This is a genomic window from Sporosarcina sp. FSL W8-0480 (genome assembly GCF_037963765.1).
Classification (GTDB): Bacteria; Bacillota; Bacilli; order Bacillales_A; family Planococcaceae; genus Sporosarcina.
Genome location: NZ_CP150166.1, coordinates 1,675,766 through 1,701,106 on the forward strand (window position 1 = coordinate 1,675,766; position 25,341 = coordinate 1,701,106).

General features: G+C 39.8%; 20 protein-coding genes and 1 pseudogene. 14 read left to right on the forward strand and 7 right to left on the reverse strand.

Annotated elements, in window-relative coordinates; all coding sequences use genetic code 11:
- Positions 1 to 41 precede the first annotated feature (41 nt).
- The 3 genes from NSQ43_RS08800 (at position 42) to NSQ43_RS08810 (ending at position 4,307) form a co-directional block, all read left to right on the forward strand.
- Positions 42 to 1,091, forward strand: a complete 1,050-nt coding sequence (locus NSQ43_RS08800; protein WP_339249370.1) for a M42 family metallopeptidase — start codon at positions 42 to 44, stop codon at positions 1,089 to 1,091.
- A 13-nt stretch (positions 1,092 to 1,104) separates the two neighbouring features.
- Positions 1,105 to 2,595 carry a UDP-N-acetylmuramoyl-L-alanyl-D-glutamate--2,6-diaminopimelate ligase gene (locus NSQ43_RS08805; RefSeq protein WP_339249372.1) on the forward strand — a complete coding sequence of 497 codons (1,491 nt, stop codon included), beginning with the start codon at positions 1,105 to 1,107 and terminating at the stop codon, positions 2,593 to 2,595.
- Between the two features lie 137 nt (positions 2,596 to 2,732).
- Entirely contained in the window at positions 2,733 to 4,307 is a 1,575-nt protein-coding gene (locus tag NSQ43_RS08810; RefSeq protein WP_339249373.1) for a peptide chain release factor 3, read from the forward strand.
- A 477-nt stretch (positions 4,308 to 4,784) separates the two neighbouring features.
- On the opposite strand, the gene NSQ43_RS08815 is transcribed toward NSQ43_RS08810, so the two are convergent.
- Positions 4,785 to 5,750: a nuclease-related domain-containing protein gene (locus NSQ43_RS08815; RefSeq protein WP_339249376.1), complete on the reverse strand. Its 966-nt coding sequence runs from the start codon at positions 5,748 to 5,750 to the stop codon at positions 4,785 to 4,787.
- Between the two features lie 517 nt (positions 5,751 to 6,267).
- Here NSQ43_RS08815 and NSQ43_RS08820 point away from each other — a divergent pair.
- The 3 genes from NSQ43_RS08820 to NSQ43_RS08830 all read left to right on the forward strand — a co-directional run bounded on the left by NSQ43_RS08820 (position 6,268) and on the right by NSQ43_RS08830 (position 11,830).
- On the forward strand, positions 6,268 to 9,333 hold the full coding sequence (locus tag NSQ43_RS08820; protein ID WP_339249377.1) for an efflux RND transporter permease subunit: 3,066 nt from the start codon (positions 6,268 to 6,270) through the stop codon (positions 9,331 to 9,333).
- A gap of 275 nt (positions 9,334 to 9,608) precedes the next feature.
- Positions 9,609 to 10,355 (forward strand): TerC family protein, encoded by a 747-nt coding sequence (locus NSQ43_RS08825; RefSeq protein ID WP_339249378.1) that lies wholly within the window; start codon positions 9,609 to 9,611, stop codon positions 10,353 to 10,355.
- A 125-nt stretch (positions 10,356 to 10,480) separates the two neighbouring features.
- Positions 10,481 to 11,830: a TrkH family potassium uptake protein gene (locus NSQ43_RS08830; protein ID WP_339249380.1), complete on the forward strand. Its 1,350-nt coding sequence runs from the start codon at positions 10,481 to 10,483 to the stop codon at positions 11,828 to 11,830.
- A gap of 48 nt (positions 11,831 to 11,878) precedes the next feature.
- Here the strand turns inward: NSQ43_RS08830 and NSQ43_RS08835 are convergent, their stop codons facing one another.
- Positions 11,879 to 13,630 carry a B12-binding domain-containing radical SAM protein gene (locus NSQ43_RS08835; protein ID WP_339249381.1) on the reverse strand — a complete coding sequence of 584 codons (1,752 nt, stop codon included), beginning with the start codon at positions 13,628 to 13,630 and terminating at the stop codon, positions 11,879 to 11,881.
- Positions 13,631 to 13,816: 186 nt separating this feature from the next.
- Here NSQ43_RS08835 and NSQ43_RS08840 point away from each other — a divergent pair, with 186 nt between their 5' ends.
- Both NSQ43_RS08840 and NSQ43_RS08845 read left to right on the forward strand, forming a co-directional pair.
- Positions 13,817 to 15,247 carry an ATP-binding protein gene (locus NSQ43_RS08840; RefSeq protein WP_339249383.1) on the forward strand — a complete coding sequence of 477 codons (1,431 nt, stop codon included), beginning with the start codon at positions 13,817 to 13,819 and terminating at the stop codon, positions 15,245 to 15,247.
- Positions 15,248 to 15,330: 83 nt separating this feature from the next.
- Positions 15,331 to 15,771 (forward strand): MarR family transcriptional regulator, encoded by a 441-nt coding sequence (locus tag NSQ43_RS08845; RefSeq protein ID WP_339249385.1) that lies wholly within the window; start codon positions 15,331 to 15,333, stop codon positions 15,769 to 15,771.
- A 59-nt stretch (positions 15,772 to 15,830) separates the two neighbouring features.
- Here NSQ43_RS08845 and NSQ43_RS08850 read toward each other — a convergent pair whose 3' ends face one another.
- Together NSQ43_RS08850 and NSQ43_RS08855 are read right to left on the reverse strand one after the other, a co-directional pair.
- Positions 15,831 to 16,424: a hypothetical protein gene (locus tag NSQ43_RS08850; protein ID WP_339249387.1), complete on the reverse strand. Its 594-nt coding sequence runs from the start codon at positions 16,422 to 16,424 to the stop codon at positions 15,831 to 15,833.
- 50 nt (positions 16,425 to 16,474) lie between these two features.
- Entirely contained in the window at positions 16,475 to 16,663 is a 189-nt protein-coding gene (locus tag NSQ43_RS08855; RefSeq protein ID WP_339249388.1) for a DUF2187 family protein, read from the reverse strand.
- Positions 16,664 to 16,892: 229 nt separating this feature from the next.
- Between NSQ43_RS08855 and NSQ43_RS08860 the strand changes: the two genes are divergently transcribed.
- The 5 genes from NSQ43_RS08860 to NSQ43_RS08880 all read left to right on the forward strand — a co-directional run bounded on the left by NSQ43_RS08860 (position 16,893) and on the right by NSQ43_RS08880 (position 21,426).
- Positions 16,893 to 17,060, forward strand: a complete 168-nt coding sequence (locus NSQ43_RS08860; protein ID WP_339249391.1) for an aspartyl-phosphate phosphatase Spo0E family protein — start codon at positions 16,893 to 16,895, stop codon at positions 17,058 to 17,060.
- Positions 17,061 to 17,087: 27 nt separating this feature from the next.
- Entirely contained in the window at positions 17,088 to 18,023 is a 936-nt protein-coding gene (locus NSQ43_RS08865) for a MoxR family ATPase (RefSeq protein ID WP_339249394.1), read from the forward strand.
- Positions 18,023 to 19,231 carry a DUF58 domain-containing protein gene (locus tag NSQ43_RS08870; protein WP_339249396.1) on the forward strand — a complete coding sequence of 403 codons (1,209 nt, stop codon included), beginning with the start codon at positions 18,023 to 18,025 and terminating at the stop codon, positions 19,229 to 19,231. The genes NSQ43_RS08865 and NSQ43_RS08870 overlap by 1 nt, the downstream gene beginning before the upstream one ends.
- Positions 19,174 to 20,406 carry a hypothetical protein gene (locus NSQ43_RS08875; protein ID WP_339249398.1) on the forward strand — a complete coding sequence of 411 codons (1,233 nt, stop codon included), beginning with the start codon at positions 19,174 to 19,176 and terminating at the stop codon, positions 20,404 to 20,406. The genes NSQ43_RS08870 and NSQ43_RS08875 overlap by 58 nt, the downstream gene beginning before the upstream one ends.
- A gap of 147 nt (positions 20,407 to 20,553) precedes the next feature.
- Positions 20,554 to 21,426 carry an NAD(P)-dependent oxidoreductase gene (locus NSQ43_RS08880; protein WP_339249400.1) on the forward strand — a complete coding sequence of 291 codons (873 nt, stop codon included), beginning with the start codon at positions 20,554 to 20,556 and terminating at the stop codon, positions 21,424 to 21,426.
- A 239-nt stretch (positions 21,427 to 21,665) separates the two neighbouring features.
- Here the strand turns inward: NSQ43_RS08880 and NSQ43_RS08885 are convergent.
- From NSQ43_RS08885 to NSQ43_RS08895, 3 genes and pseudogenes are all read right to left on the reverse strand, one after another.
- Positions 21,666 to 22,114 (reverse strand): annotated as a pseudogene (locus tag NSQ43_RS08885) (transposase); the annotation flags it as partial.
- Positions 22,081 to 22,233, reverse strand: coding sequence for a hypothetical protein (locus NSQ43_RS08890; RefSeq protein WP_339249401.1), 153 nt, complete (start codon positions 22,231 to 22,233; stop codon positions 22,081 to 22,083). The pseudogene NSQ43_RS08885 and the gene NSQ43_RS08890, both read right to left, overlap by 34 nt.
- A 264-nt stretch (positions 22,234 to 22,497) precedes the next feature.
- On the reverse strand, positions 22,498 to 22,980 hold the full coding sequence (locus tag NSQ43_RS08895; RefSeq protein WP_339249403.1) for a YkyB family protein: 483 nt from the start codon (positions 22,978 to 22,980) through the stop codon (positions 22,498 to 22,500).
- A gap of 218 nt (positions 22,981 to 23,198) precedes the next feature.
- Between NSQ43_RS08895 and NSQ43_RS08900 the strand changes: the two genes are divergently transcribed.
- Positions 23,199 to 25,256, forward strand: coding sequence for an EAL domain-containing protein (locus tag NSQ43_RS08900; RefSeq protein WP_339249406.1), 2,058 nt, complete (start codon positions 23,199 to 23,201; stop codon positions 25,254 to 25,256).
- Positions 25,257 to 25,341: the final 85 nt, after the last annotated feature.

Sequence of the window (25,341 nt, forward strand, 5' to 3'; positions counted from 1 at the left end):
AGTATAAGTATCATATAAAACAAAAAAAGGGGATGTAGGGAATGTACCAATTTAATGAGGCAAGAACGACAGAGCTATTAAAAAGACTAGTGGAAACACCAAGTCCTTCAGGCTTTACCGATAAGGTGATGAAAGTAATCAGTGATGAATTTAAGGATATTGGTGTCCCTTTTAAAAGAACGAATAAAGGTGCAATTATCGCGACGGTTAAAGGTAAAGACGATTCGCGCCATCGTTTATTGACAGCACATACGGATACACTTGGAGCGATGGTCAAAGAAATAAAAAGTAACGGAAGACTTAAATTAGCCATGATTGGCGGGTTTAACTGGAATGCTGTTGAAGGAGAGTATTGTCATATACATACAGCTTCGGGGAGTGTTGTTCGGGGAACTATCCTGATGCACCAAACTACAGTTCATGTATATCGCAACTCGGGTACTGCAGAACGAAATGCCGATAATATTGAAGTTCGTATAGATGAAAAGGTGAAAAATCCAAAAGAAACGAGAGCGCTTGGCATTGAGGTAGGAGATTTCGTTTCATTTGACCCGAGATTTGAAGTAACACAAAGCGGGTTTATCAAATCAAGACACCTTGATGATAAGGCAAGCACTGCATTGTTGGTCGATCTCGTTCGTTCAGTGACGGAAAATGGAATTGAATTGCCAAACACTACTCACTTCTATATATCGAATAATGAAGAAATCGGTTACGGGGGGAACTCTAACGTCCCAGCTGAAACAGTCGAATATATAGCTGTTGACATGGGGGCAATAGGAGATGGACAATCCTCGGATGAATACACAGTGTCAATTTGTGCAAAGGATTCGAGCGGTCCTTATCATTATGCGTTAACTCGACATTTGACGGGTCTCTGTGAAAAAGGTAGCATCCCTTTTAAACTTGATATTTATCCATATTATGGTTCAGATGCGTCTGCTGCAATTCGCGCAGGATTCGATGTGAAGCACGCATTATTCGGACCAGGGATTGAATCGTCGCATGCGTTAGAGCGGACACATGTCGATTCATTAAAAGCGACAGCGCAATTACTACATTCGTATATTACTTCTGACATGATGGATTGATTGGAGGCAGGTCATGGAAAGCGAATATTTATTCTCAAGCTTACCGATAAAGAAAGTGGAAGGGATTTTACCTGAAATCGTTACGGATCTATCTGTGGATTCCCGTACTGTGAATGCGGGAGGTGTTTTTGTTTGTATCGAAGGCTTTACTGTGGATGGACATGCCTATGTTCAAAAAGCAATCGACCAAGGGGCGCGTGTTATTGTTGCATCTCGAAAGATTGAAGTGGACTTGGACAAAGTGGCAGTCATCTACGTTGAAGATACGTCAAGGGCGGTCGCATTACTTGCGCCAAGATTCTTCAATTATCCTTCTAAACGGATGACGATGATTGGCGTAACCGGTACAAATGGAAAAACAAGTGTCAGCAATATGTTGCACTCAATATTGAGTCATATCGGAGAAAAGTCAGCTGTAACGGGAACGATTGGATTTAACTTGGATGGCGTGTTATATGAAACAGAAAACACAACGGCTGATGTATTGACAACCCAACAGATGATCAATCAGGCGGCGAATGCGGCTTGTACAACAATGACGATGGAAGTTTCTTCACATGGTCTTATCGAGGGAAGACTCGCGGGTACAGAGTTCGATATTGCTGTGTTTACGAATTTATCACATGACCATCTGGACTTCCATAAGACTATGGAAAATTACGGATATGCAAAAGGTCTATTATTTGCACAGCTTGGACAAGATTTAAGCCAATCGAAATTTGGAATTGTTAATGTCGATGATCCTTGGGGCGGCCGAATGAAGGAAATGACATCTCACCCGATTTTGACGTATGCAGTTCATACAAATGCCGATTTCACTGCTAAAGACATTAAATTGACTGTGGAAGGCACAACATTTACATTGGTTTCCCCGGTGGGAGAGTTCGATGTTTCCATGTCACTAATTGGCGAGTTTAATGTCTACAACGCTCTTGCCGTCATTGCTACATTATTCGCTAAAGGACATGAAATGGAAGAGATATTAAATGGACTATCTGTTATTCCGGCAGCAAAAGGCCGAATGGAAAAAGTGGAAACCGATCTACCGCTGACGATTTATATCGATTATGCCCATTCTCCAGATGCGATTGAAAAGGCGATTCAAGCCGTTCTTCCTTATAAAGAGCCTAATAGCAAATTAATCTTTGTTATCGGGACTGGAGGGAATCGGGATCGACAGAAACGCCCAGTTATGGCGGAGAAGGCATCGATTGCGGATTATGTTATTTTAACGACGGATGACCCGCGTGACGAGCCTTATGAATCCATTCTTGCTGAATTGGAAGTAGGCATGAAACATAAGAACTATGCGTGCATAGGTGATCGGGAAAAAGCTGTCCGCCATGCCGTTTCGGTTGCAGAATCCGGCGATATCATCATATTCGCAGGTAAAGGCCATGAAGATTATCAAATTGTAGGCAGGGAAAAGCTTTCGCACTCCGATGCTGCAATCGCATTGGATGAAGCGGAGAGAAAGTTTGGCGAAGGTGTTTTGGATAAATAAGATTGACGCAAAAGCTGTCTTACGGGACGGCTTTTTCATTTTCACATAAGATGTTTTAGAGGCTAATAAAAAACTGTTGAAATTGGCTTGGAATCTGTCTATGCTTAGAAAAGCAGAAAAGAAGGAGTTCATTTAATATGCAAAGACCTATAAATGATGAGATCGCATCCAGACGTACATTCGCAATCATTTCACACCCGGATGCCGGGAAAACGACGATGACTGAAAAACTACTCTATTTCGGTGGAGCAATTAGGGATGCTGGTACTGTAAAAGGTAAAAAGACTGGCAAATTTGCAACATCCGACTGGATGGAAATTGAAAAGCAACGTGGAATCTCCGTTACATCATCAGTTTTGCAATTTGACTATGACGGCAAACGTGTCAATATTTTGGACACTCCAGGCCACGAAGATTTCAGTGAAGACACATACCGTACGTTAATGGCGGTTGATGCAGCTGTCATGATGGTCGATTCAGCGAAAGGAATTGAACCTCAAACAATCAAGCTTTTCAAAGTTTGTCGTATGAGAGGCATTCCTATTTTCACATTTATGAACAAGTTGGACCGCCAAGGTAAAGAACCGCTTGAATTAATGGAAGAACTTGAGGAAGTTCTCGAAATTCAATCTTACGCCATGAACTATCCAATCGGTATGGGTAAAGAATTCATTGGCGTTTACGACAGATTTAACAATCGGATTGAGCAGGCCCGTGTTGAAGGCGAAAGCCATTTCCTGCCTTTGAACGAAGAAGGAGAGCTTGCAGTCGAGCATCCGATGACAGAAACGTCCTACTACAAACAGGCCCTTGAAGACGTTATGTTATTGAATGAGGCCGGAAATGAATTTGATGTTGAGCGCGTAGCAAAGGGCGAGTTGACGCCTGTGTTTTTCGGAAGTGCGTTGACGAATTTCGGAGTACAAACATTTTTGGAGACGTTCCTCCAATTCGCTCCACCTCCACAACCTCGTAAAACGAAGGAAGAGGAATTGGTCGACCCGCAATCTGAAGAGTTTTCAGGGTTCATCTTTAAAATTCAAGCGAATATGAATCCAGCTCACCGTGACAGAATTGCATTCGTTCGTATTGTATCTGGCGCCTTCGAGAGAGGTATGTCGGTTACAGTACCGCGGATCTCCAAGTCCTTTAAATTATCACAGACAACTCAATTTCTTGCAGATGACCGTGAAACCGTAAACGAAGCGGTTGCAGGAGATATCATTGGTCTTTACGACACGGGGAATTATCAGATCGGTGACACAGTAGTTGGCGGCAAGGCAAACTTCCAATTCGAAGCGTTGCCGCAGTTTACACCCGAACTATTCGTCCGCGTCACTGCGAAAAACGTTATGAAATCAAAGCATTTCCATAAAGGGATCCTTCAATTGGTCCAAGAGGGTGCAATTCAATACTATAAAACACTCCATACGGAAGAAGTCATCCTTGGTGCTGTGGGCCAGCTTCAGTTTGAAGTGTTCGAGCACCGTATGAAAAACGAGTATAACGTTGAAGTCAATATGGAACACATCGGTTCAAAAGTCGCTCGCTGGATTGAAAATGAAAGCGACGTGAAAGAGTCAATGACAGGCCAACGCTCCATGCTTGTAAAAGACCGTTACGACAATCTCGTCTTCCTATTCGAAAACGAATTCGCACTCCGCTGGTTCGGAGACAAATATCCAGACATCAAGTTATATAACTTATTATAAGAACAACATGAACCGGATTGGCATTATATTAATAGCCTTTCCGGTTTTTGTATTGATTGCGAGTGGGAAAACGAGCGGTTTTAGGAATAAACGAGCGGTTTTGCGTAAGAACGAGCGGATTCAGGAATAAACGAGCGGTTTTGCGGAAGAACGAGCGGATTCAGGAATAAACGAGCAGTTTTGCGTAAGAACGAGCGGATTTAGGAATAAACGAGCGGTTTTGCGTAAGAACGAGCGGATTTAGGAATAAACGAGCGGTTTTGCGTAAGAACGAGCGGATTCAGGAATAAACGAGCGGTTTCACAAAAAAACGACCGATACACGAAAAAAACAAGTGCCAGTTTACATAAACAAGCACCTGTTGAATTGAAAGTGATTATATTTTGATAAGATGTATATGGTGCGTTATAGCCAAGCGAAAGACTAACCAAGTTTTCGGGATACAACAATTTAAGGGATAAAATTCTTTATATAAGATCATTTCTTCTCGGAGCACAAGACGATATTGTACCTTGAACCTCTTCCATTTCCAGTCAGTTTCGCCGATGAAGTGGCCAATAACCTTTTAGCTATATGTCTGTCATTCAAGCGTGTAAAATAGCAGAATTCCTTGTTTGTGATATTCTCTTTTATTAACATAGACCAATCAGTTAAGGCATTTTGATGTTCCTTTTTTCCTGTGTGACCGCAGCTTTTACATCTCCATTTTTGATGTTCCCACATCATAGAAAGGCCACTGCAAATGGGGCAGAAAACACCTGTTTTTATATCATTTAGATGAATATTATATTTATTTATTAAAGGAAATGGGTGGAATTCTTTGTGGTTTCTAACCATCTTTTGTGCTAATGAGTGGATTTTCGGTTTGTCAAGAATTCTTTGAGTAACCGATAATGTTCTAAGATGTGCGGCAACTTCGTAGGTGAACATGATGTGCATACTAGGGGGTTCTTCGATTAGTAGTTCATTGTTATAAGCAAATGCAATTAATCCTTTTATAGGAATGGTAATTTTATGCTTTTTTAACCAATTGTTCAGATGGAACATTTTTCTCTCCACTTCAACAATTGGGTTTTTCAAAGGCACTCTTTTTCCGGAGGGATATTCCTTTATAAATTGCAAGGGGTTGGATTTAACAACGATCTTCTCCGCAATATTTTTAACCTCTGAGATTAAGATAAACGCTGGAGTAATTAATATGGAATCCATTTTGAAAAAAGTATTATCGTCGCAAAGTGTGACGTCATGCAATATGGCATGAGGATAGTCAGGTCTGAATTCGGTTAAATATTTATCATATTGACTTTCACCCCCAAATCCAGCTTGTAGGTTATAAAGCCTTTCTTCAATTTTTGTTCTTCTTTCATCTCCTTTTCCCATTCGTTTTAGCAATGCGATTAGTCCGTCGATTTCCATTGTCTTTGTCCTTTTTTTAACTAACACATCATCACCTCCATTTCATTGTATCTTGGTTTGTCGAATTTTGGAATAGTCTGACTGAGATTGTCGAAAGTATTTAAACTTTTACGGTTAAATGAAGTAGGCGGTTGAAAAAATAGTTAACGGCACACGGTAAACGAGCGGTTTCACGAAAGAACGAGCGGATACAGGAATAAACGAGCGGTTTCACGAAAGAACGAGCGGATACAGGAATAAACGAGCGGTTTCACGGAAGAACGAGCGGATTCAGGAATAAACGAGCGGTTTCACGGAAGAACGAGCGGATTCAGGAATAAACGAGCGGTTTTGCGGAAGAACGAGCGGATTCAGGAATAAACGAGCGTTTCCACGAATAAATGAGCGTATTCACGAGTCAACGAGCGGTCCCGAAATAAACGAGCGCCTACGAAGGGGAACAGCTGTATTTGAATGAAAATATAATGTAGTCAGCATTTGATGTTGGTTGTAATTTTCAATATGATGGGTAGAGAGAGTCTTATGAATGAAAGGAATTTTGTGAATGAAGATTAGTCATTTTTCCATACGAAGACCGGTTTTTACGATTGTTACGATGTTACTTGTCATCATTTTAGGGACAGTTTCCTTTTTCAAGATTCCTGTTACGTTAATACCCGAGTTGAATCCACCTGTCGCGGTAGTTGTAACGAATTATCCAGGTGCATCATCTACAGAGGTAAGTGAGAAGTTAACGAAGCCACTTGAGGCAAGTCTCTCCACGGCTCCAGGTTTGAAATCAATGCAATCTTCATCGCAGGAAGGCGCAAATTTCATATTATTGATGTTTGATTGGTCCACGAATATTGACGAAGTCCAATTGGATATCATGCAGCGGATTGACCAAGTTCCTGTACCGGAAGGAGCACAGGCTCCAAGATTCATGAAGTTTGACCCTGCTCAATTTCCAGTCATTCAGTTATCGCTTAGAACGGATGCTGAAGGGACGGATATAAGGGAACTATCAGAACGTCTTGAGACAGAATTGCGCAGGACGAATGGTGTTGCGAGTGTAACGGTTTCAGGTAAATTGGTCGAGGAAGTCCAAGTGATTTTGGACCAGGCTAAATTGGAAAGCTTCGGATTGGTTCAATCTGATGTGGTTCAAGCGATTCAGGCGAATAACGTATCCATGCCGGGTGAGCCAATTGAAACTCGGGATGGAAAACAGTTGACCACAAGAATCATCAGTTCATTGACTTCGGTAGCTGATATACAAAATATTACAATTGGTGCTAACCCTTTGACTGGGAAGAAAATAAAGATTTCTGAGGTCGGGAAAGTGGCATTCTTAGAGGCACCTGCATCTTCTGAAACAAGGGCGAATGATCAGAACGCTGTTCTAATGTCGGTGCTTCAGGAATCCGGAGCCAATACAGCAACAGTTTCCACGGCCTTTAAGAATGCGTTGGATAAGTTGTTGAAACGGGATGAGTTTAAGGATATAAAAGCTGATATTTTGTTCGATCAAGGCGACTATGTGAAGCTTGCAATCGGTAATATTGGACAATCATTAATACTTGGTGGGTTATTCGCCATGCTTGTCTTGTTCTTTTTCCTTAAGGGGGTAAAGAGCCCGATTATAATCGGGGTAGCAATTCCCTATTCAGTCATCGTTACATTTGTACTCATGTTTTTTGCAAACTTCTCGCTCAATATAATGACTTTGGGAGCCTTGGCGCTTGGTATAGGAATGTTGGTCGATAATGCTATTGTTGTAATAGAAAATATTGAACGGCATCTTGCAATGGGGAAGGACCGTGTTGATGCTGCAAGAGATGGTGCGAAGGAAATTAGTGGTGCTATAACGGCCTCAACGTTAACAACACTTGCCGTTTTTGTTCCTGTGATCTTCATTAGTGGATTGATTGGACAAATCTTTACGGAATTTGCATTGACGATATCCTTTAGCCTTTTTGCCTCACTTGTAGTAGCTTTGACGGTTGTGCCAATGATGGCGAGCCGGATGTTGAATAAACCAAAGGGGAATATAGCAGCAAGAAGGCGTCGTTCAAAGGCATTTAATAATTTTGAGCGATCTGTAAAATGGTCATTAAAACACCGTGCGTTTATTTTGATCATGACAGGAATCCTGCTTGCGGGCAGTGGCTTTGGATTATTTAAAGTCGGTACAGAATTCCTTCCACCGACCGATGAGGGTTTTTTCAATATCTCTGTTAAGCTTCCTAATGGCTCGTCACTCACAGCAACAAATGAAGTTGTTAAAAGAATTGAGGATAAATTAAAGGAAGAGAAGGAAATCGAAGTATATGTAAGTCTTGTAGGCGGAACACAGCAAAGCATGGCACAAGGCAGTTCTAAAACAAACATGGCGGAATTGTATGTAAAATTAGTTCCCTTATCAGAACGTGAACGCTCAGTATTCGAATTTATAGATGATGTACAACCGGAAGTGATTAATCTAATTGGTGATGATGCTCGTGTTAGCTTTGACATGCAAACTGCAGCTGGGTCTAATCCAAATACGTTAACATTTTCATTGAAAGACACAAACGAGGCAAGATTGAATAATGTAGTCGAACAGATTCATGATGAATTGCGTAAAATGGAATCAGTACTTGAGGTTACAAATAATCTACAGGATACGATTGAGGAGATTCATATTGATGTAAATCGGGAGAAAGCCTCCGACGTTGGATTGCCACCATATCAAATTGCTCAGACTGTAAATACGATAACGAGGGGTTCTTTTGCGACTCAAATCGTTGATGAAAATGAAAAAGTTGTCTCGGTTATCGTTAAGTATGATGAGAAATATCGAGACAGCATAGAGGATTTGAATAAAATAAAATTAAGAACTCAAATGGGCTCTTTTATAGCACTTAAAGATGTAGCTACAATTTCAATTGCAGAAGGCCCTGTTTCAATTCGAAGGGTAGACCAAGCCCATTCAGTTACCTTTACTATTAAATATGTGTCATCGTTATCGATGGGTGATATGACTACGAAAGTTGAGGAAATGATCAAAGGAATCGATATGCCTGAAGAGACGGAAATGACTTATGGCGGTGACAGGGAATTATTCGATAATGCCATTGATGATATGTTATTAGCCATTGCTCTTGCTGTCGTATTAGTTTATATCGTTATGGCTGCACAGTTTGAATCCTTTAAATACCCGTTCGTTATCATGTTCTCTGTGCCATTGATGGTGATTGGTGTGGCGGCTGGGTTAATGATAACAATGACACCAATAAGTGTAACAGCAGTTATCGGTATTCTTGTGCTTGTTGGTATCGTCGTCAACAATGGGATTGTCCTTGTCGACTATATTAACCAGCGGAAGGAAGCGGGAATGACGTCTTATGATGCAATCATCGTTTCAGTAAGGGATCGTGTTCGACCTATATTAATGACCGCATTAACTACTATATTAGGCTTACTGCCTCTTGCTTTAGGCATAGGGGAAGGGACGGAAATGAATCAGCCTATGGGAATTGCTGTTATAGGCGGCCTTATCAGCTCAACGTTTTTAACATTGTATATCGTTCCAATCATCTATAGCTTGTTTGATCAGCAGACAAGAAAACGTGCAATAGAGGTAAAATGATTAAAAAACCGACCTATTTATTAACAATAAAAATTGTATTAAAGAATCAATGATGGTACAATTAATCATAAGAATTCACTCAACAACATAATAGTTCTTTGACAGTTGTCAAAGGGGAGTAGCTATAGGGCAACCTATTTCATAGTCGTCAATACATGGCAAGTGCCATCGGTTATGATAGCAGGATTATTCACGTCTGAATTTCTGACTTAGCGAGACCTTTGCCTTTTATTAGGTGAGGGTTTTTTTATATGGTTAAATAAGGAGGAAATTAGTTGGAAGCAATATTATTGGAATATGCATGGGTACTTGTAGTATTGATAGCACTTGAAGGATTATTAGCTGCTGACAATGCAGTGGTTATGGCCGTAATGGTAAAACATCTACCAAAGGTACAACAGAAGAGAGCGTTGTTTTACGGGCTATTGGGAGCATTTGTCTTCCGTTTTGCGGCATTGTTCATGATAACGTTCTTAGTAAATATTTGGCAAATACAGGCCTTAGGGGCAGCATATCTTTTATTCATATCCATCAAAAGCTTATTGGATAAAGGAAAAGATGACCATGACGATTTAAAGAAACCACGCAAAAAATCTGGATTCTGGATGACCGTGTTAAAAGTAGAGCTTGCTGATATCGCTTTCGCGCTCGATTCAATGCTTGCAGCCGTTGCATTGGCTGTTACGTTGCCGGAACTTGGTGATTTCCATATCGGTGGGATAAACGGTGGACAATTTACAGTCATGCTTCTTGGTGGAATCATTGGTCTTGTGATTATCCGTTTTGCAGCGAGACAATTCGTTGTATTGCTTGAAAAGTATCCAACTCTTGAAACAGCCGCGTTCTTAATTGTCGGCTGGGTAGGTGTTAAATTAGTCGTTCTGACATTGGCACATCCGAACTTGCAAATCATTGATGAGGCGTTCCCGCATTCCACTGTCTGGAAATTAATCTTCTGGATTGTACTTGCAACAATCGCAATTGGCGGTTGGTTTACAGCGGTGATTAAAAAGAAAAAATAATTGAAAGTGGAAGGTTGGCACATTATAAAGGTGTCAGCCTTCTTTTTTTGTTGTTCCCTTTCTTTTTATGGAGAAATTCTCTAAAATGGAAAGATGATTCCTTCATATAGAAAGGTATTGATGGCATGAAACTAACAAGGGAAAACTTGCATAGGTTTACACCTGCACAAATAATTGTCTTTTATTACTTTTTGGCAATTGGATTTTCATTCCTGTTATTAAATCTGCCTGGCGTTTATTTGCCGGGAGTGAAGGTTTCCTTCATTGATAGTTTGTTTACAGCAGTTAGTGCCGTCAGCGTAACTGGATTGACACCAATAGATATTGGCGGAACTTATTCAGTTTTCGGCCTATGTATGCTTATGCTTGTCCTTCAACTTGGTGGGATTGGGATTATGTCGATAGGTACGTTCTTTTGGCTTCTTGTAAAGAAAAAAATTGGTCTGCGCGAGCGTCAATTGATCATGGTCGATCACAATCAATACTCTTTGGCGGGAGTCGTCCAGCTTATTAAACAGATTGTCGTAATCATCTTCTTGATAGAGGTGATTGGCGGAATCATTTTGACTTTGTATATAATGAGGTTTTACGACAGCTTCAGTGAGGCGCTTTTAAATGGCATGTTCATGGCGGTATCGGCTACAACAAATGCAGGGTTCGATATTACAGGCTCTTCAATGCAACCTTACTTCGGTGATTATTTCATCCAAACTGTAATTATGATCCTCATAGTTTTGGGGGCAATCGGCTTTCCGGTGCTAATCGAAGTAAAGGCGTATTTTTCTCACAAGACCCCGAATTTCAGATTTTCCCTGTTTACGAAGATTACGACCGTTACATTCGCTTTTCTACTTGTATGGGGAGCGGTTCTCATTTTTGTTTTGGAATCGTTTCATTCCTTTAAAGGCCTTACTTGGCATGAGAAGATATTTGCTTCGCTATTCCATTCGGTTTCAGCAAGGTCAGCAGGTCTGACGACTTATGATATTACCCAGTTCAGTGATGCGACAGATATTTTCATATCCTCACTAATGTTCATTGGTGCTTCACCAAGTTCGGTAGGTGGGGGAATTCGGACAACTACTTTCGCGATTGCAGTTCTTTTTCTTATTAATTTTGCACAAGGAAATAATGTCATTAATATTTTTAAACGAGAAGTCAAGTTAATAGACGTCTATCGATCTTATGCAGTTATCTTATTAGCCGCAGTTATGGTTATGACTGCATTGCTTATTTTGCTTATTACTGAGCAAGGTGTACCGGTTGTGGCATTGTTATTTGAGATAACATCTGCTTTCGGTACGTGTGGAATGTCGCTCGGAATTACATCGGATCTGTCGGTAATTGGGAAACTAATCATTATGGTCTTGATGTTTATCGGGCGTGTCGGCTTGATATCATTCCTGTATACTTTAGGTGGTCAGTCAAATAAAAGGCCATATGCATACCCGAAGGAACGGGTTATTATTGGATGAAAAAAAGCATCTTTTCGATTCATCGGAATCGGTAAGATGCTTTTCAGTTTAAACATTCATTAGATTTGCTGCGAGAAAATGAAATTGAGGTTCTTGGCCGCGGCAGAAGAATGTGACAAGGTAGCCAGTTTCTTCGATGAACTCGGTTTCATTTGTATTATTTGGTCTAACAGCAACCGGTGTGATGAAAGTATGTTTACGGATATTTCTCTCTGTCAGTTGGGTAGGAGTTACTGTTCTCGCAAGAAGCTCTGCATCATTCAAAATCATTCGTTCAATACTGGATATTGTATCTGCGTCAACATCGTCTTTCCACCAAATATGGCGCGGTTGGAATGTGTGATGTGCGAGGTAGTCAATTTTCATTAGGCTACGAACGATTTCCATATCAGCTTTTCCGTATTCTAAAAGAAAAGCTTCAAGTCGTGTATATAAATCCTGAAGCTGATGGCCAATTCGTGACCATCCACTTGTCTCCCAAAACGTACCGAATTCCTGGAAGAAGTCGAATGGCGTTTCAAACACTTCAGAAACGAGATATTCAATTGTCCTTGGCATCCGATTATCATTCCAGTACTTTTCAAGTACATCTTCTGTTTGTTTAATACGAAGAATTTCATCGAATGTCAATACGTTATTCGAAAGGATTTCATATGGTGCCTCATCGATATACGTATAGCCATATTGTTCTGCTTGAATACGTAATCCGGTACCTCTTAAAAGCTTTAGGAAACCTAACTGTAACTCTTCAGGACGCATAGCAAAAACATCGTTAAACGTTTTTCTGAACGAATCATAATCCTCTTCAGGTAAACCTGCGATTAAATCCAAATGCTGTGCAATTTTCCCGCCATCTTTAACCATGGTAACCGTGCGAGAAAGCTTTTCGAAATTCTGTCTCCTTTTAACAAGTTCATTCGTTAAATCATTGGTCGATTGGACACCAATTTCAAATCGGAATAGTCCTTTCGGTGCATTTTCATTTAGGAAATCAATGACTTCAGGTCGCATAATGTCCCCGGTTATTTCAAATTGGAAGACAGTCCCTGACAAATGCTCGTCAATTAAAAATTGGAACATTTCCATCGCATAGCTACGGCTAATATTAAATGTTCGATCGACGAATTTTATCGTTTTAGCACCGTTTTTCATCAGGTAACGGATGTCTTCTTTAATAGCATCCCGATTGAAATAGCGAACTCCTACCTCAATAGAGGACAGGCAAAATTGGCAGGAAAATGGACATCCTCTGCTTGTCTCGATATACGTGACTCGATTGCTAAGATGTGGGACATCCTCAGGGAATCTGAATGGGGAAGGGAGCTCCCTCAAGTCGAGTTTTGGACCAGGTGCAGTAATTTTCAGTTTGTCTTCTTCGTTGTAAGCAATCCCTTGTACTTCCGAAAGTTGAATTTTTCCCGCATGATAGTCTAACAGCTGTTTAAATGTTCTCTCACCTTCACCAATTACAATGAAATCGATTTCGGGAACTTTTTCAAGCCATTTGTCATAGTCATACGTCACTTCAGGACCTCCAGCGACAATAACTAATTCGGGATTTGTTTTCTTTAGTATACGAATAACTTTAATAGATTCCTCGATATTCCAAATATATAAACTAAATCCAACAATTTTCGGTTTTTTCTGATGAATATCTGCTACAATGTTTAAAGTAGGATCTTTTATCGTATATTCCGCTAAAATCGGTTCGTATTCAGGCATGGCGTATGATTTCAAATACCTTATTGCAAGATTCGTGTGAATATATTTTGCATTTAATGTCGAAAGAACTATATTCATTTTATTTCTCCTTTTTATATGCTACTAAATTCATATTTTGTTTATTGAAATGGGTCTATATATACTATATAATTTATATTGACAGTATGGAATAATCTGACATAAGGTCCTCTTTAAAAAACTATGTACGAATGAAATCTTGTCGTTTCTCATACTGTATTGGTAAAAGGCGCGGGAGGTATCACATTGAACAGTCTTGATAAAATAGGAAAAAGTGTGTCATTTTTATTGGATGATAGTTTTCGTCCTGGTGTAATCGTGCAATTAAATGGAGATATTTATTTCGAAAATGAGCAATTTAAAGTGCAATTCGCAACTAAAACTCGACAAAATATCAATGAAGTCATCGACTCCTCATCGATACATGATTGGACGAGTTTTACGGAACGGGCTGCTAACTCAGACCAAATTCTAATGGAAATAATACAGATGAATGTCCTATTTAATGAAAAATATAAGATTGACGTACAGTTATTTTATCTGCCTGATATAAATAAAATCATTATATTGTTTGATATCCTTGAACCGCAAAAGATACCAATACTTAAAACATACTTGAATGCTTTCAAAAAATCGAGTTCGTTTATGCTTTTAGTTGACCAAAAAGGTATCATCCGGGATGTTAATGAAATGCATACAATTTTTATAAACAAAACAAGGGAAGAATTGCTTGGTAAACATATTTCTAAAGTATTTTCATTGATTGACCCGGAAAATGATAAGCAACTTCCCGATTACCTTGAACACGCCGAAGAACAGGGGTGTGTCACGACGATAATAAAGTATCAAAAATCGATGGAGGATACACGATTTTATCATATTGTTTCGTATTATGACAAGGATACAAATATGTTTATCATTCATATGTCTGATACAACTGAAAAAGAGAACTTACAAGTTCAATTAGCACATTCAGGCTCACTTTCTGCTGTTGGCCAGATAGCAGCAAGCATTGCTCATGAACTTAGAAACCCAATTACGACTTTGAAAGGGTTTACACAGTTATTAAAGGCATCTGCATCGGATGATTCAGTCAGATATATTTCTGTTATAGAGGATGAGATTGAAAGAATGGAGTCAATTTTAGGTGAAATGCTTGTCCTATCGAAACCATCCTTAAAAAAGAAAATAGCTTTCTCATTAGATTTGTTAATTGCTGATATGGTTGCAGTTATAAAACCAAAAGCGAATATGGAAGGTATTGAAGTCATCAAGAAAATCGAATTGAACAATGTTCCCTTAATATACGGCGACCCAGATAAGATTAAACAAGTGCTATTAAATTTGTTCAAGAATGCCTTAGAGGCCATGAAAGAAGGTGGAACACTTTCCACCCTCTTAGCCGAAGACAATGGAAAACTAAACCTCGTTGTTTCGGATACAGGTAAAGGAATGACTGATCATCAAGTGAGTCAAGTTTTCATGCCGTTTTTCAGTTCAAAACCAGGCGGGACTGGTTTAGGTCTTCCTTTTGTCCTTAAAACAGTGGAAGATCATGGTGGCACAATCAAAGTGGAAAGCAAAGTGGATATTGGTACACAATTCATATTAAGTTTTCCATTATTAAGCGACAGTAAAACGATTCCATTGAAAAAAACACAATCTATTGTATTATAACCTATTCGTTTTGACACCCACCAAATAAATTGGCTATAATAGTTACAAGTCTTTGACAGGAATACAAAAGGTGGATGCGTTAAATGGGAAATGATACTGAAACTGCATTGAAGCTATTTATAGTTCTTTCGAGGGCCAGTAAGGTAGTATCGGAAGAAGCGAATAAAATAATCGAATCATATGAATTGAATCCTACTGAATTTGCAGTGTTGGAGCTTTTATTTCATAAAGGCAGGCAGCCTATACAAAAGATCGGTCAAAAGATATTGCTTAGAAGTGGTTCAATGACATATGTCGTGGATAAGCTTGAAAAGAAGGGGTTACTGGAAAGGGTTTTTTGCCAAGAGGATAAAAGGGTTACTTATATGTCCATTACACCAGCTGGTAAAGAATTGATCGAAAGAATATTCCCACCCCATGAAAAAAACATTGAAAAATTGATGTCTGCCCTAACTAAGGAAGAGCAAGAGACTGCAATTGAACTTCTAAAAAAGTTAGGTTTATCCATCAAAAACTTATCATGAAAAATCCGAACAGAAAGATTCTGTTCGGATTTTTTCGTCGAGATCAGGGCAGTAATTAATTATTGAATCGTTTTTCCCATATTCAGGAAGTCTTTATAATATTCCTCTTCAGGTGTATCAAAGAGAGTTAGTCGGATGACCATATCAGCTTTTTCGAATAGAACACCAGTTACAGGACCCGTTTCGGTATCCACTTTAAAAACTTTAACATTTTTTATTTCTTTATCGTCTAAATTTGTAAAAATATCTTGAACTTCTTCAGGTTCTTCGCCATTGCTTGAGGCAGTTAAAACTTCCTGCATATTGTCTAATAAATATTCAAAAGTCCCTTCCTCAGCGATCTGTGTTTCAATACGCATGAAGGCAGAAGGGTTTTCTTCTGAATATAAGCTATCCCGTCCTGGCTCTTCACTTGTTAGCTTATAGCCGGGCAAAACATACATTGAGAAAGGTTGTGCATCACTATCTGTCAAAGTGCCTTCAGCCATATCCTTATCAGTGATGCTTCCCTGATCAGAACCTGTTTCCTCGGAAACTTGTTCTGAGTTGTTTGGATTGGTGTCTTCACTCGGTTTTGTCCCACTATTTGTACATGCGGAAAGTAGAACCGCTGTTGCAAATCCAGTACATAGAAGTTTCCATTTTACATTCACCATTATCCCTCCTCATTTCCTATAATAGACGGTTGTAGAGAAAAAATGTTTCATTTATCGCTTCCATGGATGATTGTATAGCGTTGGTGGTTGATGACAGTCTTTTCTTCTAGTTCTAATTCATTGAAGTTCTCCATATATGTCAAGTCAACAATCACTGAGTTCTCATTCACTTTCTCAACGATTCCTTGCAACCCATCTTTGAATTCTATAATATTTCCAACTTCCGCAATTTTCATAGCGAAACAGCTCCTTTAATTGATTACTTCAACTAACATGCACTGGAAAATCTGCAATGCAAGAAGTTTCACCTTATAGTGTGCAATAAAAAAACTATAACGTAAAGTCTTTCCTACTAAAATAGAATTATTTTATTTATCGAAGATATCGGAAATAGAATTACCTTTATCTTCAAAATCATGTATAATAATAATTTAGTTATATCTTCTATAGTCGGGGGGATTGCGCTTGAAGCAGATATTAGAGGAGCAAGTTGAGTCAAAGCGCACGGAATTAATCGTGATGGCTAGGCAAAAAGGATTATCATCGATTGATACCTTAAAAATAAGTGAAGAGCTTGATTGTCTAATCAACCAATACAATTCCCTTGAAAAAGAAGATTTTTATTTAAAATAAATAGGGAAATGGGAAAGGGTGGTTTAGTTGGTAACAATTAAAGACTTTAGAAATGAGTTAAACCAAGCTGTCATTGGTAGAGAGAAAGAATTTGATCTGATGTTGATAGCATTATTACAAGATGGACATGTTTTGCTTGAAAGTGTGCCTGGGTCAGGAAAAACGATGATGGCCAAAAGTTTTGCGAACGCATTCAAAGGTGAATTTAAGCGTGTACAATTCACGCCAGACGTCTTGCCGTCAGATGTAACTGGTATTCGTTATTTCAATCCTAAATCACAGGATTTCATACTGAAGGCTGGTCCGGTCTCTTCAAATATTCTATTGGCAGATGAAATAAACCGAGCTACTCCGCGGACGCAGTCCAGCTTGCTTGAGGCGATGGAAGAGAAGCAAGTAACGATAGACGGAGAAACGCTATCCTTACCGAGACCGTTCATGGTCATTGCGACACAAAATCCAATTGAGTCGCAGCAAGGGACATTCCCTCTACCAGCTGCTCAATTAGACAGGTTTCTTTTTAAATTGAACATCGATTATCCGACATTTGAAGAAGAACATGAAATTTTAAAGCAGTACGGTCAAAAGCCTGGCGATATTAAAACAAAAACAATAATTGACGCGGAAACTGTGTTGAAATGGGCGGAAGAAGCTCGTAAAGTAAGCGTTCATGAAGATATTGAGAAATATATATTGAAAATTGTCCGCGCGACAAGGGAGCATCCATTCTTGGATCTTGGTTTAAGCTCTCGTGCGGCTCTCGCAATACTCCAAGCCACGCGTACTAAGGCCTATCTTGAGGGTAGGGATTTTGCTACACCAGATGACGTAAAGGCAATTGTTCCCCCTGTTGCACTGCATCGTATGGAGCTATCGACGGAAGGGGTATTGACTAAGAGTATAGATGAAGTGCTTCAGGAAATAATCGTTTCCATTCCAACTCCATTAGAGGCTACAGTCTAATGAACTGGATACGTTATGAACATGGATTTAAGACAATACATCAAGGGATGGCCTTTACTTTCATATTGTTTATCTGGGCGTTCATTTTTTTACAGCCCTGGTTGGCTGCAAGTTTCGCGGCGGTTTTTGGAATGTTGGCATTTCAAAACTCTTACTTCTCCAAGGTCGGCAAGGAACTGAAAGTCACTATCCAGTCAAAACAGAAACGCATTCTTACTGGGGGCGAAGAAGAATTAATCTTAGAGTTTGAAAATGGCATTGTTCCAATTTGGAATGGGACGCTCACACTTTCAATTGAAGATCCCGTTGCCCCAAACAATGATAATAGAAAGCATTATAGCGGCATTTACGATCTATCTGTACCCTTTGCCATTGGAGCCAATAAAAAGATTGAAATCAGGATTCCACTTGAAGGAAAAAAACGAGGGATGTCGAGAGTTACAAGATTGATGTTGGAAGTTCCACATCTATTTGGCGATGGTTCTGTCAATATGGAATTGGAAGATCTACTTTCTTATCAAAGCTTAGTTTATCCACGTGTAAAATCTCTTGAAGGAGAACTGCGCTCATCGCCATACAAACCGGGAGAGGTCGAGCAAAAGCAATCGCTTTTCACTGACACATTGCAGATGATTGGAACACGTGATTACGTTCCTTCAGATCGTTTCGATCAAATTCATTGGACTGCAAGTGCGAAAATGCAAAAACTGCAAACAAAGGAATTTCTTCCTGTCAGTGCTCAAAGTGTCGCATTGATTCTCAATGCAATTGAGAAGGACAGAGGATATAATGACTTCGAAAAAAAGGTGGAGCGACTTGTTTCTTACGCAGATTATTGTACGAAAAACAATATACCTTATTCGGTTTCCATGAATTTACGGACATTCGGGGCAACACCATATTTACAATTGCAAAGTGGATCAGGAAAAGTTCAGTTTCAGAAAACGATGGTCATGCTTGCGAAGATATCCGATAAGAATGCGAAAATACGCTATGAAGATATGTTGTTAAATATGGAAAGTGCCGGGCAACTACCGCAAACGATCGTTTTGATTACGCATGAAAATGAAAAGGTAAGGGCGGTCGCGCAAAAGTGGTCGAAACAATACACGGTCATTATGGATACCGCAAGTGAAGGGAGTGGAGAAGAATGGAACAATCCAGTTTTGAAAAAGACCGGAACAGATTCATCCATTCCGAGCGCTTAGTCGTTGAACTATTTCTTTTAGCGTATCTATTCGCCTTCCTACTTGCGAATCCATTTTCCATCATGCCATACATTTGGCTGCTTATCGCAACAGTTGGCGGGATCATCTCTTATGTCTTGTTTACTAAACGTAGTTATTCTTTCGGTCTTAGTCTTGCACTCGCGGTATGCTTGATGGTGCTGTTATGGCTGACTGGGACTCCAATGATGATACTTTTGGTGTTTTTCGTATTTGTGCTTTGGAGGATTCAAGCAAACTTCAATGGCTCTCGAATTAATGGTTGGCCATTTTTCGCTGCGAATTCAGCCGCTTTGATCTTTTTCTCTTTTCTTTCTAGGGTGTTTTATGTTTTCGAAAATCCACAGTTAATTATGCGGCAAATGCTGATCATCTATCTGTGTACATCGTTCCTGTTCTATTTTATACGGATGTTTTCGATCACAGTGAACAGTAGGCAGTTGGGTAACTTCAAAGTGAGAGAAGCTGGAAGGATTTTCGGCGTTATTATGGGGATTGGGACTTCAGTGTTTTTAGTTGTTTTATTTGCCCTGAAGCCTGTCCGAACACTATTCATCGAGATTTCCAGTTTTCTTTTCGGTGGCGTGTTTGGGATTTTTGGGAGAGCGTTGAATCCTATAATGGAACCTAAAGTAATCATAGAGGAAGATGTGGAAGAAGTTGAAGGTAGTTGGGATGACTGGACTCCATTAGATGATCCATATAAAATCTTTGGCAAAACTTCCTCTATCTTTGAATACACGACATTGGCTGTTGCTTTGGTTATTTTAATAACCATCGTAATAATCATCATCATTAAAAGAAAAAACAATCGCTTTGCTGAAAAACAGGAAGCTTACACATTTTCGTTCAAAGGAAAAAGAGAGAAAGAAACGAAACAGCAAATCTTTTTATATGATTATTCTTCCGCAAGGGATGAGGTACGGAAATCTTTTGAGCGATTTGAGAAAGAGGCTCAGGATTATAAATTCAATAGGTTGCATGGCGAGACAGTGAAAGAGTGGTTTTCACGCATGGGCTGGGGACAGAATGAGCAGATCTTATCTATTTACAATGAGGTCAGATATGGTTCGCATGTCCCTACTGAAAGTGAGCAAAATAATTTTATCGATGGACTTGAGCAAATTAAAAAAAGATTTTTTATAAAAGAGGTTTAAGTTGTTTTAAAACGGGGGACATTATAATTGAACACAGCAACATTCTCATTTCCCCCTTTTGAGGACGGACCCTTTACAGGATCTGTCCTCCTTTTTTTATGATTTTTGCTTATAATGGATAGAGACTAAAAATTGGAGGAGTTATATATGGGGAAAGAGAAAATCGCTTTTATTGGAACCGGAGTTATGGGAAGTAGTATTGTTAAACATTTAATAAATGCTGAATATGATGTGACAATTTTTACGCGTACAAAGGAAAGGGCAGAGTCGGTTATTACCTTGGGGGCAAAATGGGCTGACACTGTCGGACAAGCAGTGAAGGATGCTGACCTCATCTTTACGATGGTTGGCTATCCGGCAGACGTTGAAGAAGTGTATTACTCGGAAAATGGAATTTTAGAGAATGCGCAAAAAAGAGCAATTTTAGTTGATATGACAACATCCAGTCCGGAATTAGCTAAAAGGATTGCGGCAGATGCTGAAAAGAGGGGGCTCCATTCAATAGATGCTCCGGTCTCAGGAGGAGATGTTGGTGCCCAAAACGGTACTTTATCGATTATGTGTGGGGGTGATGAACAGACATATAGAAGACTGCTATCAATTTTTGAGGTTTTCGGTAAACAAATTGTTTACCAAGGTGCTGCTGGTGCTGGTCAACATACAAAAATGTGCAATCAAATTGCAATAGCTACGAATATGATAGGGGTCTGCGAAGCGCTTGCATATGGAAAGGAAGCTGGATTGGATGCAGATACGATTCTGCAATCCATCTCATCTGGTGCTGCGGGATCATGGTCTCTTTCCAATTTAGCACCTCGTATTATAAAAGGTGATTTTGAGCCAGGATTCTTCGTTAAACATTTCCTTAAGGACATGAATATAGCGTTAACTGAAGCCGAACTCATGGGGATTTCGCTCCCGGGTCTTGAGATGGCAAGAAATATGTATGATGAGCTTGTTGTGGAAGGATACGGTGAGAAAGGGACGCAAGTTTTATACAAACGTTATATGAGCAAGTAAAAAAAAGGAGGGGGAACCCTCCTTTCAGATTGTAGACAAAAGGGTTGGAAATCATAGATTTTCAACCCTTTTTTACATTTTACTATTAGTAGGCTGAAATAACGTTGATTTCCGTTCCGGGCGGACGCTTTCCGGGGGGCTTGCCCTCAGCCTCCTCGTCGCTTCGCTCCTGCGGGGTCTTCACGCTGCGCTGATCCCCCAGGAGTCGCCGCCCTGCACTCCAATCAACTGGAGATCCTTTAAGACAGGGGCATCATTTCAGCCTCCACAGTCGGAGCTTTCCACGTCCAACTGACCAGCTTCTTCAAATTTATGGCAGCAAAAGTCAGCATCGCCTGCATGGACATTTTTTTAGTCCCCGGAGGGTTGTCCATCGCATGCCATGCTTTTCTTTTGCATCAGCAAAGACACGCTCAATCGTCTCTTTGCGCTTTCCGTATATTTCCTTGATTTCATGGTCGTGTCGCAAGTCATCAGCCACATCCAAATAGTCCTGCCAGATATGCCGTTGAATCATCTTTTGCTGATTCTTACTTTGCGTGCATTGGCCAATCACTGGACACACAGCACAAATAGAAGGCGTCGATGCATACTGGCGGTATCCTTCCTTCGTCATTGGTCGTTTGTACGGAAGTGCAGGATGGATCTGATTCTCTAAAAGGAAGTTGGCGATGGCTGGGTTTTTGTATAGATGAAGGAAAAATCAAGGGCCGCATCCAGTTTTCGCACAAGATGGTCGTGAGGAACCAACTGCTCAATGGTTAGCATCTCCAACTGTTCACGTTCATTAATTTGATTCTTAGTCATCATATCCATCACCTCATTCATTTAATAGGCAACACCGTTGATTGGAGCGGAGAGCGGCGACTCCTGCGGGAACAGCGCGAGCTGAAGACCCTGGACTGAGCGCAGCAAGGGAAGCGGCTGAAGCCGTGCCCGCGGAAAGCGTCCGCTCGCAGCGGAAATCAACACTGTTAGCTTTATCTCTATTTTAAAAGAAAAAGACTGTAGGCAAACACCCAAATTCATGGTGTTTGTCTACAGTCTGAAAGGAGGGGGGAACCCTCCTTTTTATTTTCCATCCAAATAGGATGATCGGAATGTTTGAGTATTACTTACTCTCGGTTTTAATCGTTTAGCTGGTCGTTTAGGTGCAACTAATCTTTTCTTTCCGACTTTTATCGGTGGAATTTGTTCATCGATAAAATCCGACAATATTTCTTTCGCGGTTTTCAAATTCATCCGTTCTTGGGGGTTCCGAAATGCTTCGTCTTGGTTGCCTAAATGGGGAAGAGATTTGAAGTCTTCTTTCTCAGGTAAGGTATGAAAGAGGAAGTCACCGCATTTAACTAATACGGTAGAGCTTTGCTTGCTTAATTGGGGATTTTCGATAAAGTGTAAGCCGATTTTTTCTGCATGTCCCAAACGAAGCAATTTACGAATCGATCTGTTTTTCAATTCGTATAATACACGATTATTTGGTGCTGTTTTTGCATGCCGGTTCACAGTGTAAATTGCAATTGCGATTTGACGTCTCTTGCTCTCAGTTTCCATAGATTCCTCCAGTGTATTTTAAAAATCCGTCTTCTCTTTCTATTTTATCATAAATATTCTCGAAACATTTACAAAATGATTAGGCAAAAAGTACTGAAATTTTAGGAAACTACTATTTTTTTGTCGAATAAAAAGGTATACTTGTAAAATAACGTCGAATAGATTTCTGCATGAAAGCATAAACCTATCTTACATTCAAGACATGCATGGAGGCAGCCATGAATAATAAAACATTGGAAGTTGACGCTCAACTTATACCAGCAACCGATACATACTTTTACAATCATCCATTCGACATGACAGTTCAAATAGGTTTGAACAATAATCACGAATGGAAGGTTATCCTCGCTAATCATAAAGCAAGCCACTTTTTCAAGGAGGAAGAAGGGGCCCTTGCTTCAGTTTATTTTGGAGCTGTTTGGAAATCGATTAAAAAACATCTAAAAGCATTAAAGATTCACCCGTACATACAAGTGTTTCTAACCATCAAAAGTGAAGATAAAGATAAGCTATTTGAGCTTAGACTATTTCGACAAGAAACGAGAGAATCCGGACAAACTATATTTATCGAATTAAGTGCTCAGGATGAATTGAAAGCGGAACAAAAAGTTAGGTGGCTATACGAGCAAAAATATATGTCAGTCATTGATCATAATCTGGATCCGATTATTACAGTTAATCGGAAAAACAGGATTACATATGCAAATAGTGCAGTCCATCATGCTTTTGGGTATCGCACAAAAGAGCTGACAGGCAGATCTATATTGGACTTGATAGGTGACGAAAAGGTCGATGAGTTTAGAGCCTTCCTGTCTCGTGCATTCTCAGGTGAGTCAATTGAAATGGAAGGGATTACTTTTTTTCATAAAAAAGGACAGTACCTGTCTGCTTACTTGAAAACGATCCCCGTTTCAATACAAGGGGAAATACAGGAAATCCATATTATACTAAGGGATACTTCTGCCCACTTTAAAAATAACGAAAAGCTATTATTCCTTTCTTATCATGATCAATTAACGGGCTTGTGGAACAGAAGGGCCTTGAAAGAACATTTCGAGGAAGATGCGGAATATGCTTACCGTAGTGATGAGAAGTTATCGTTCATCCACTTGGATTTGGACCGATTTAAGACCATTAACGATTCGATTGGAAGAACGGGAGCCGATGAAATCCTTAGAATGATTGCTGAACGGATTAAAATGGCATGTCCGAAGGCAGGAAAGCTGTATCGGAACGGTGGAGATGAATACATCATCCTTTTACGGGGTCATTCAATCGAAAAGACAGAAGACCTTGCTAAAAGAATTTTAAGCGATTTTACTAAGCCGTTCTATTTCAACCATCAAGAATATTTCATATCTTCCTCTATTGGCATTTCTGTTTACCCTGACGATGGAGTAGTACTTGAAGAACTTTTGAAAAAGGCGGAACAGGCTGTATTTTTCGTCAAAGAACGTGGTAGAGCACATTACAGGTTTTATAAAGAAGAGATGAACACATCATTTACAGATGCCGCAATAATGGAATCCCATCTCCGTAGAGCGATAGAGTTCAATGAACTTGAAATTCACTACCAACCGCAAGTGAATTTAAAAACTGGACAAATCGACAGCTTCGAAGCATTGCTAAGATGGAATAATCGTAAATTCGGTTTCGTCTCACCTTCGCTATTCATACCAATGGCAGAAGATTCCGGACTCATTCACACAATAGGTGATTGGGTGCTGGAGGGTGTGTGTAAACAACTGAAAGAATGGCAGGATAAGCAATTCCGAAAGGTAAGGATAGCTGTAAACATCTCGCCGAAACAATTCAGCACGGGTGAATTTGCGAATAAGGCGAAAGATATGATTGATAAGTATGGGATTCACGCGTCCTCATTCGAAGTGGAAATAACGGAAACCGCGCTTATGAATATTAAGGATACGCTCTCTACTTTGCAAAGGTTGAAGGAGATTGGGGTAACGATTTCAATTGATGATTTTGGTACAGGCTATTCATCGCTTAGTTATTTGAAATTGTATCCGATTGATATCATAAAGATAGACCGTTCGTTTATTAAGGATATTGAAGTAGATGAAAAAAATGCTGCGATTGCTAAGACGATTATAAGTCTTGCGCATAATCTCGGCATGCAAGTGATTGCTGAAGGGGTTGAGAAGGATTTGCAGGCTAAAATCCTGACAGAGGCTGATTGCCATAAAGCACAGGGGTTTTTATTCAGCAAGGCTATACCCGCTTCACAAATAGTCGAGAAGTATTTTTCTTGGGTTTGAAAAAAATGTAAGAAATGGCTGGCTATTAAAATGTTGCTTTACGTTTTAGGCGGACGCCCCGCGGAAAGCGTCCGCCTGAAATGGA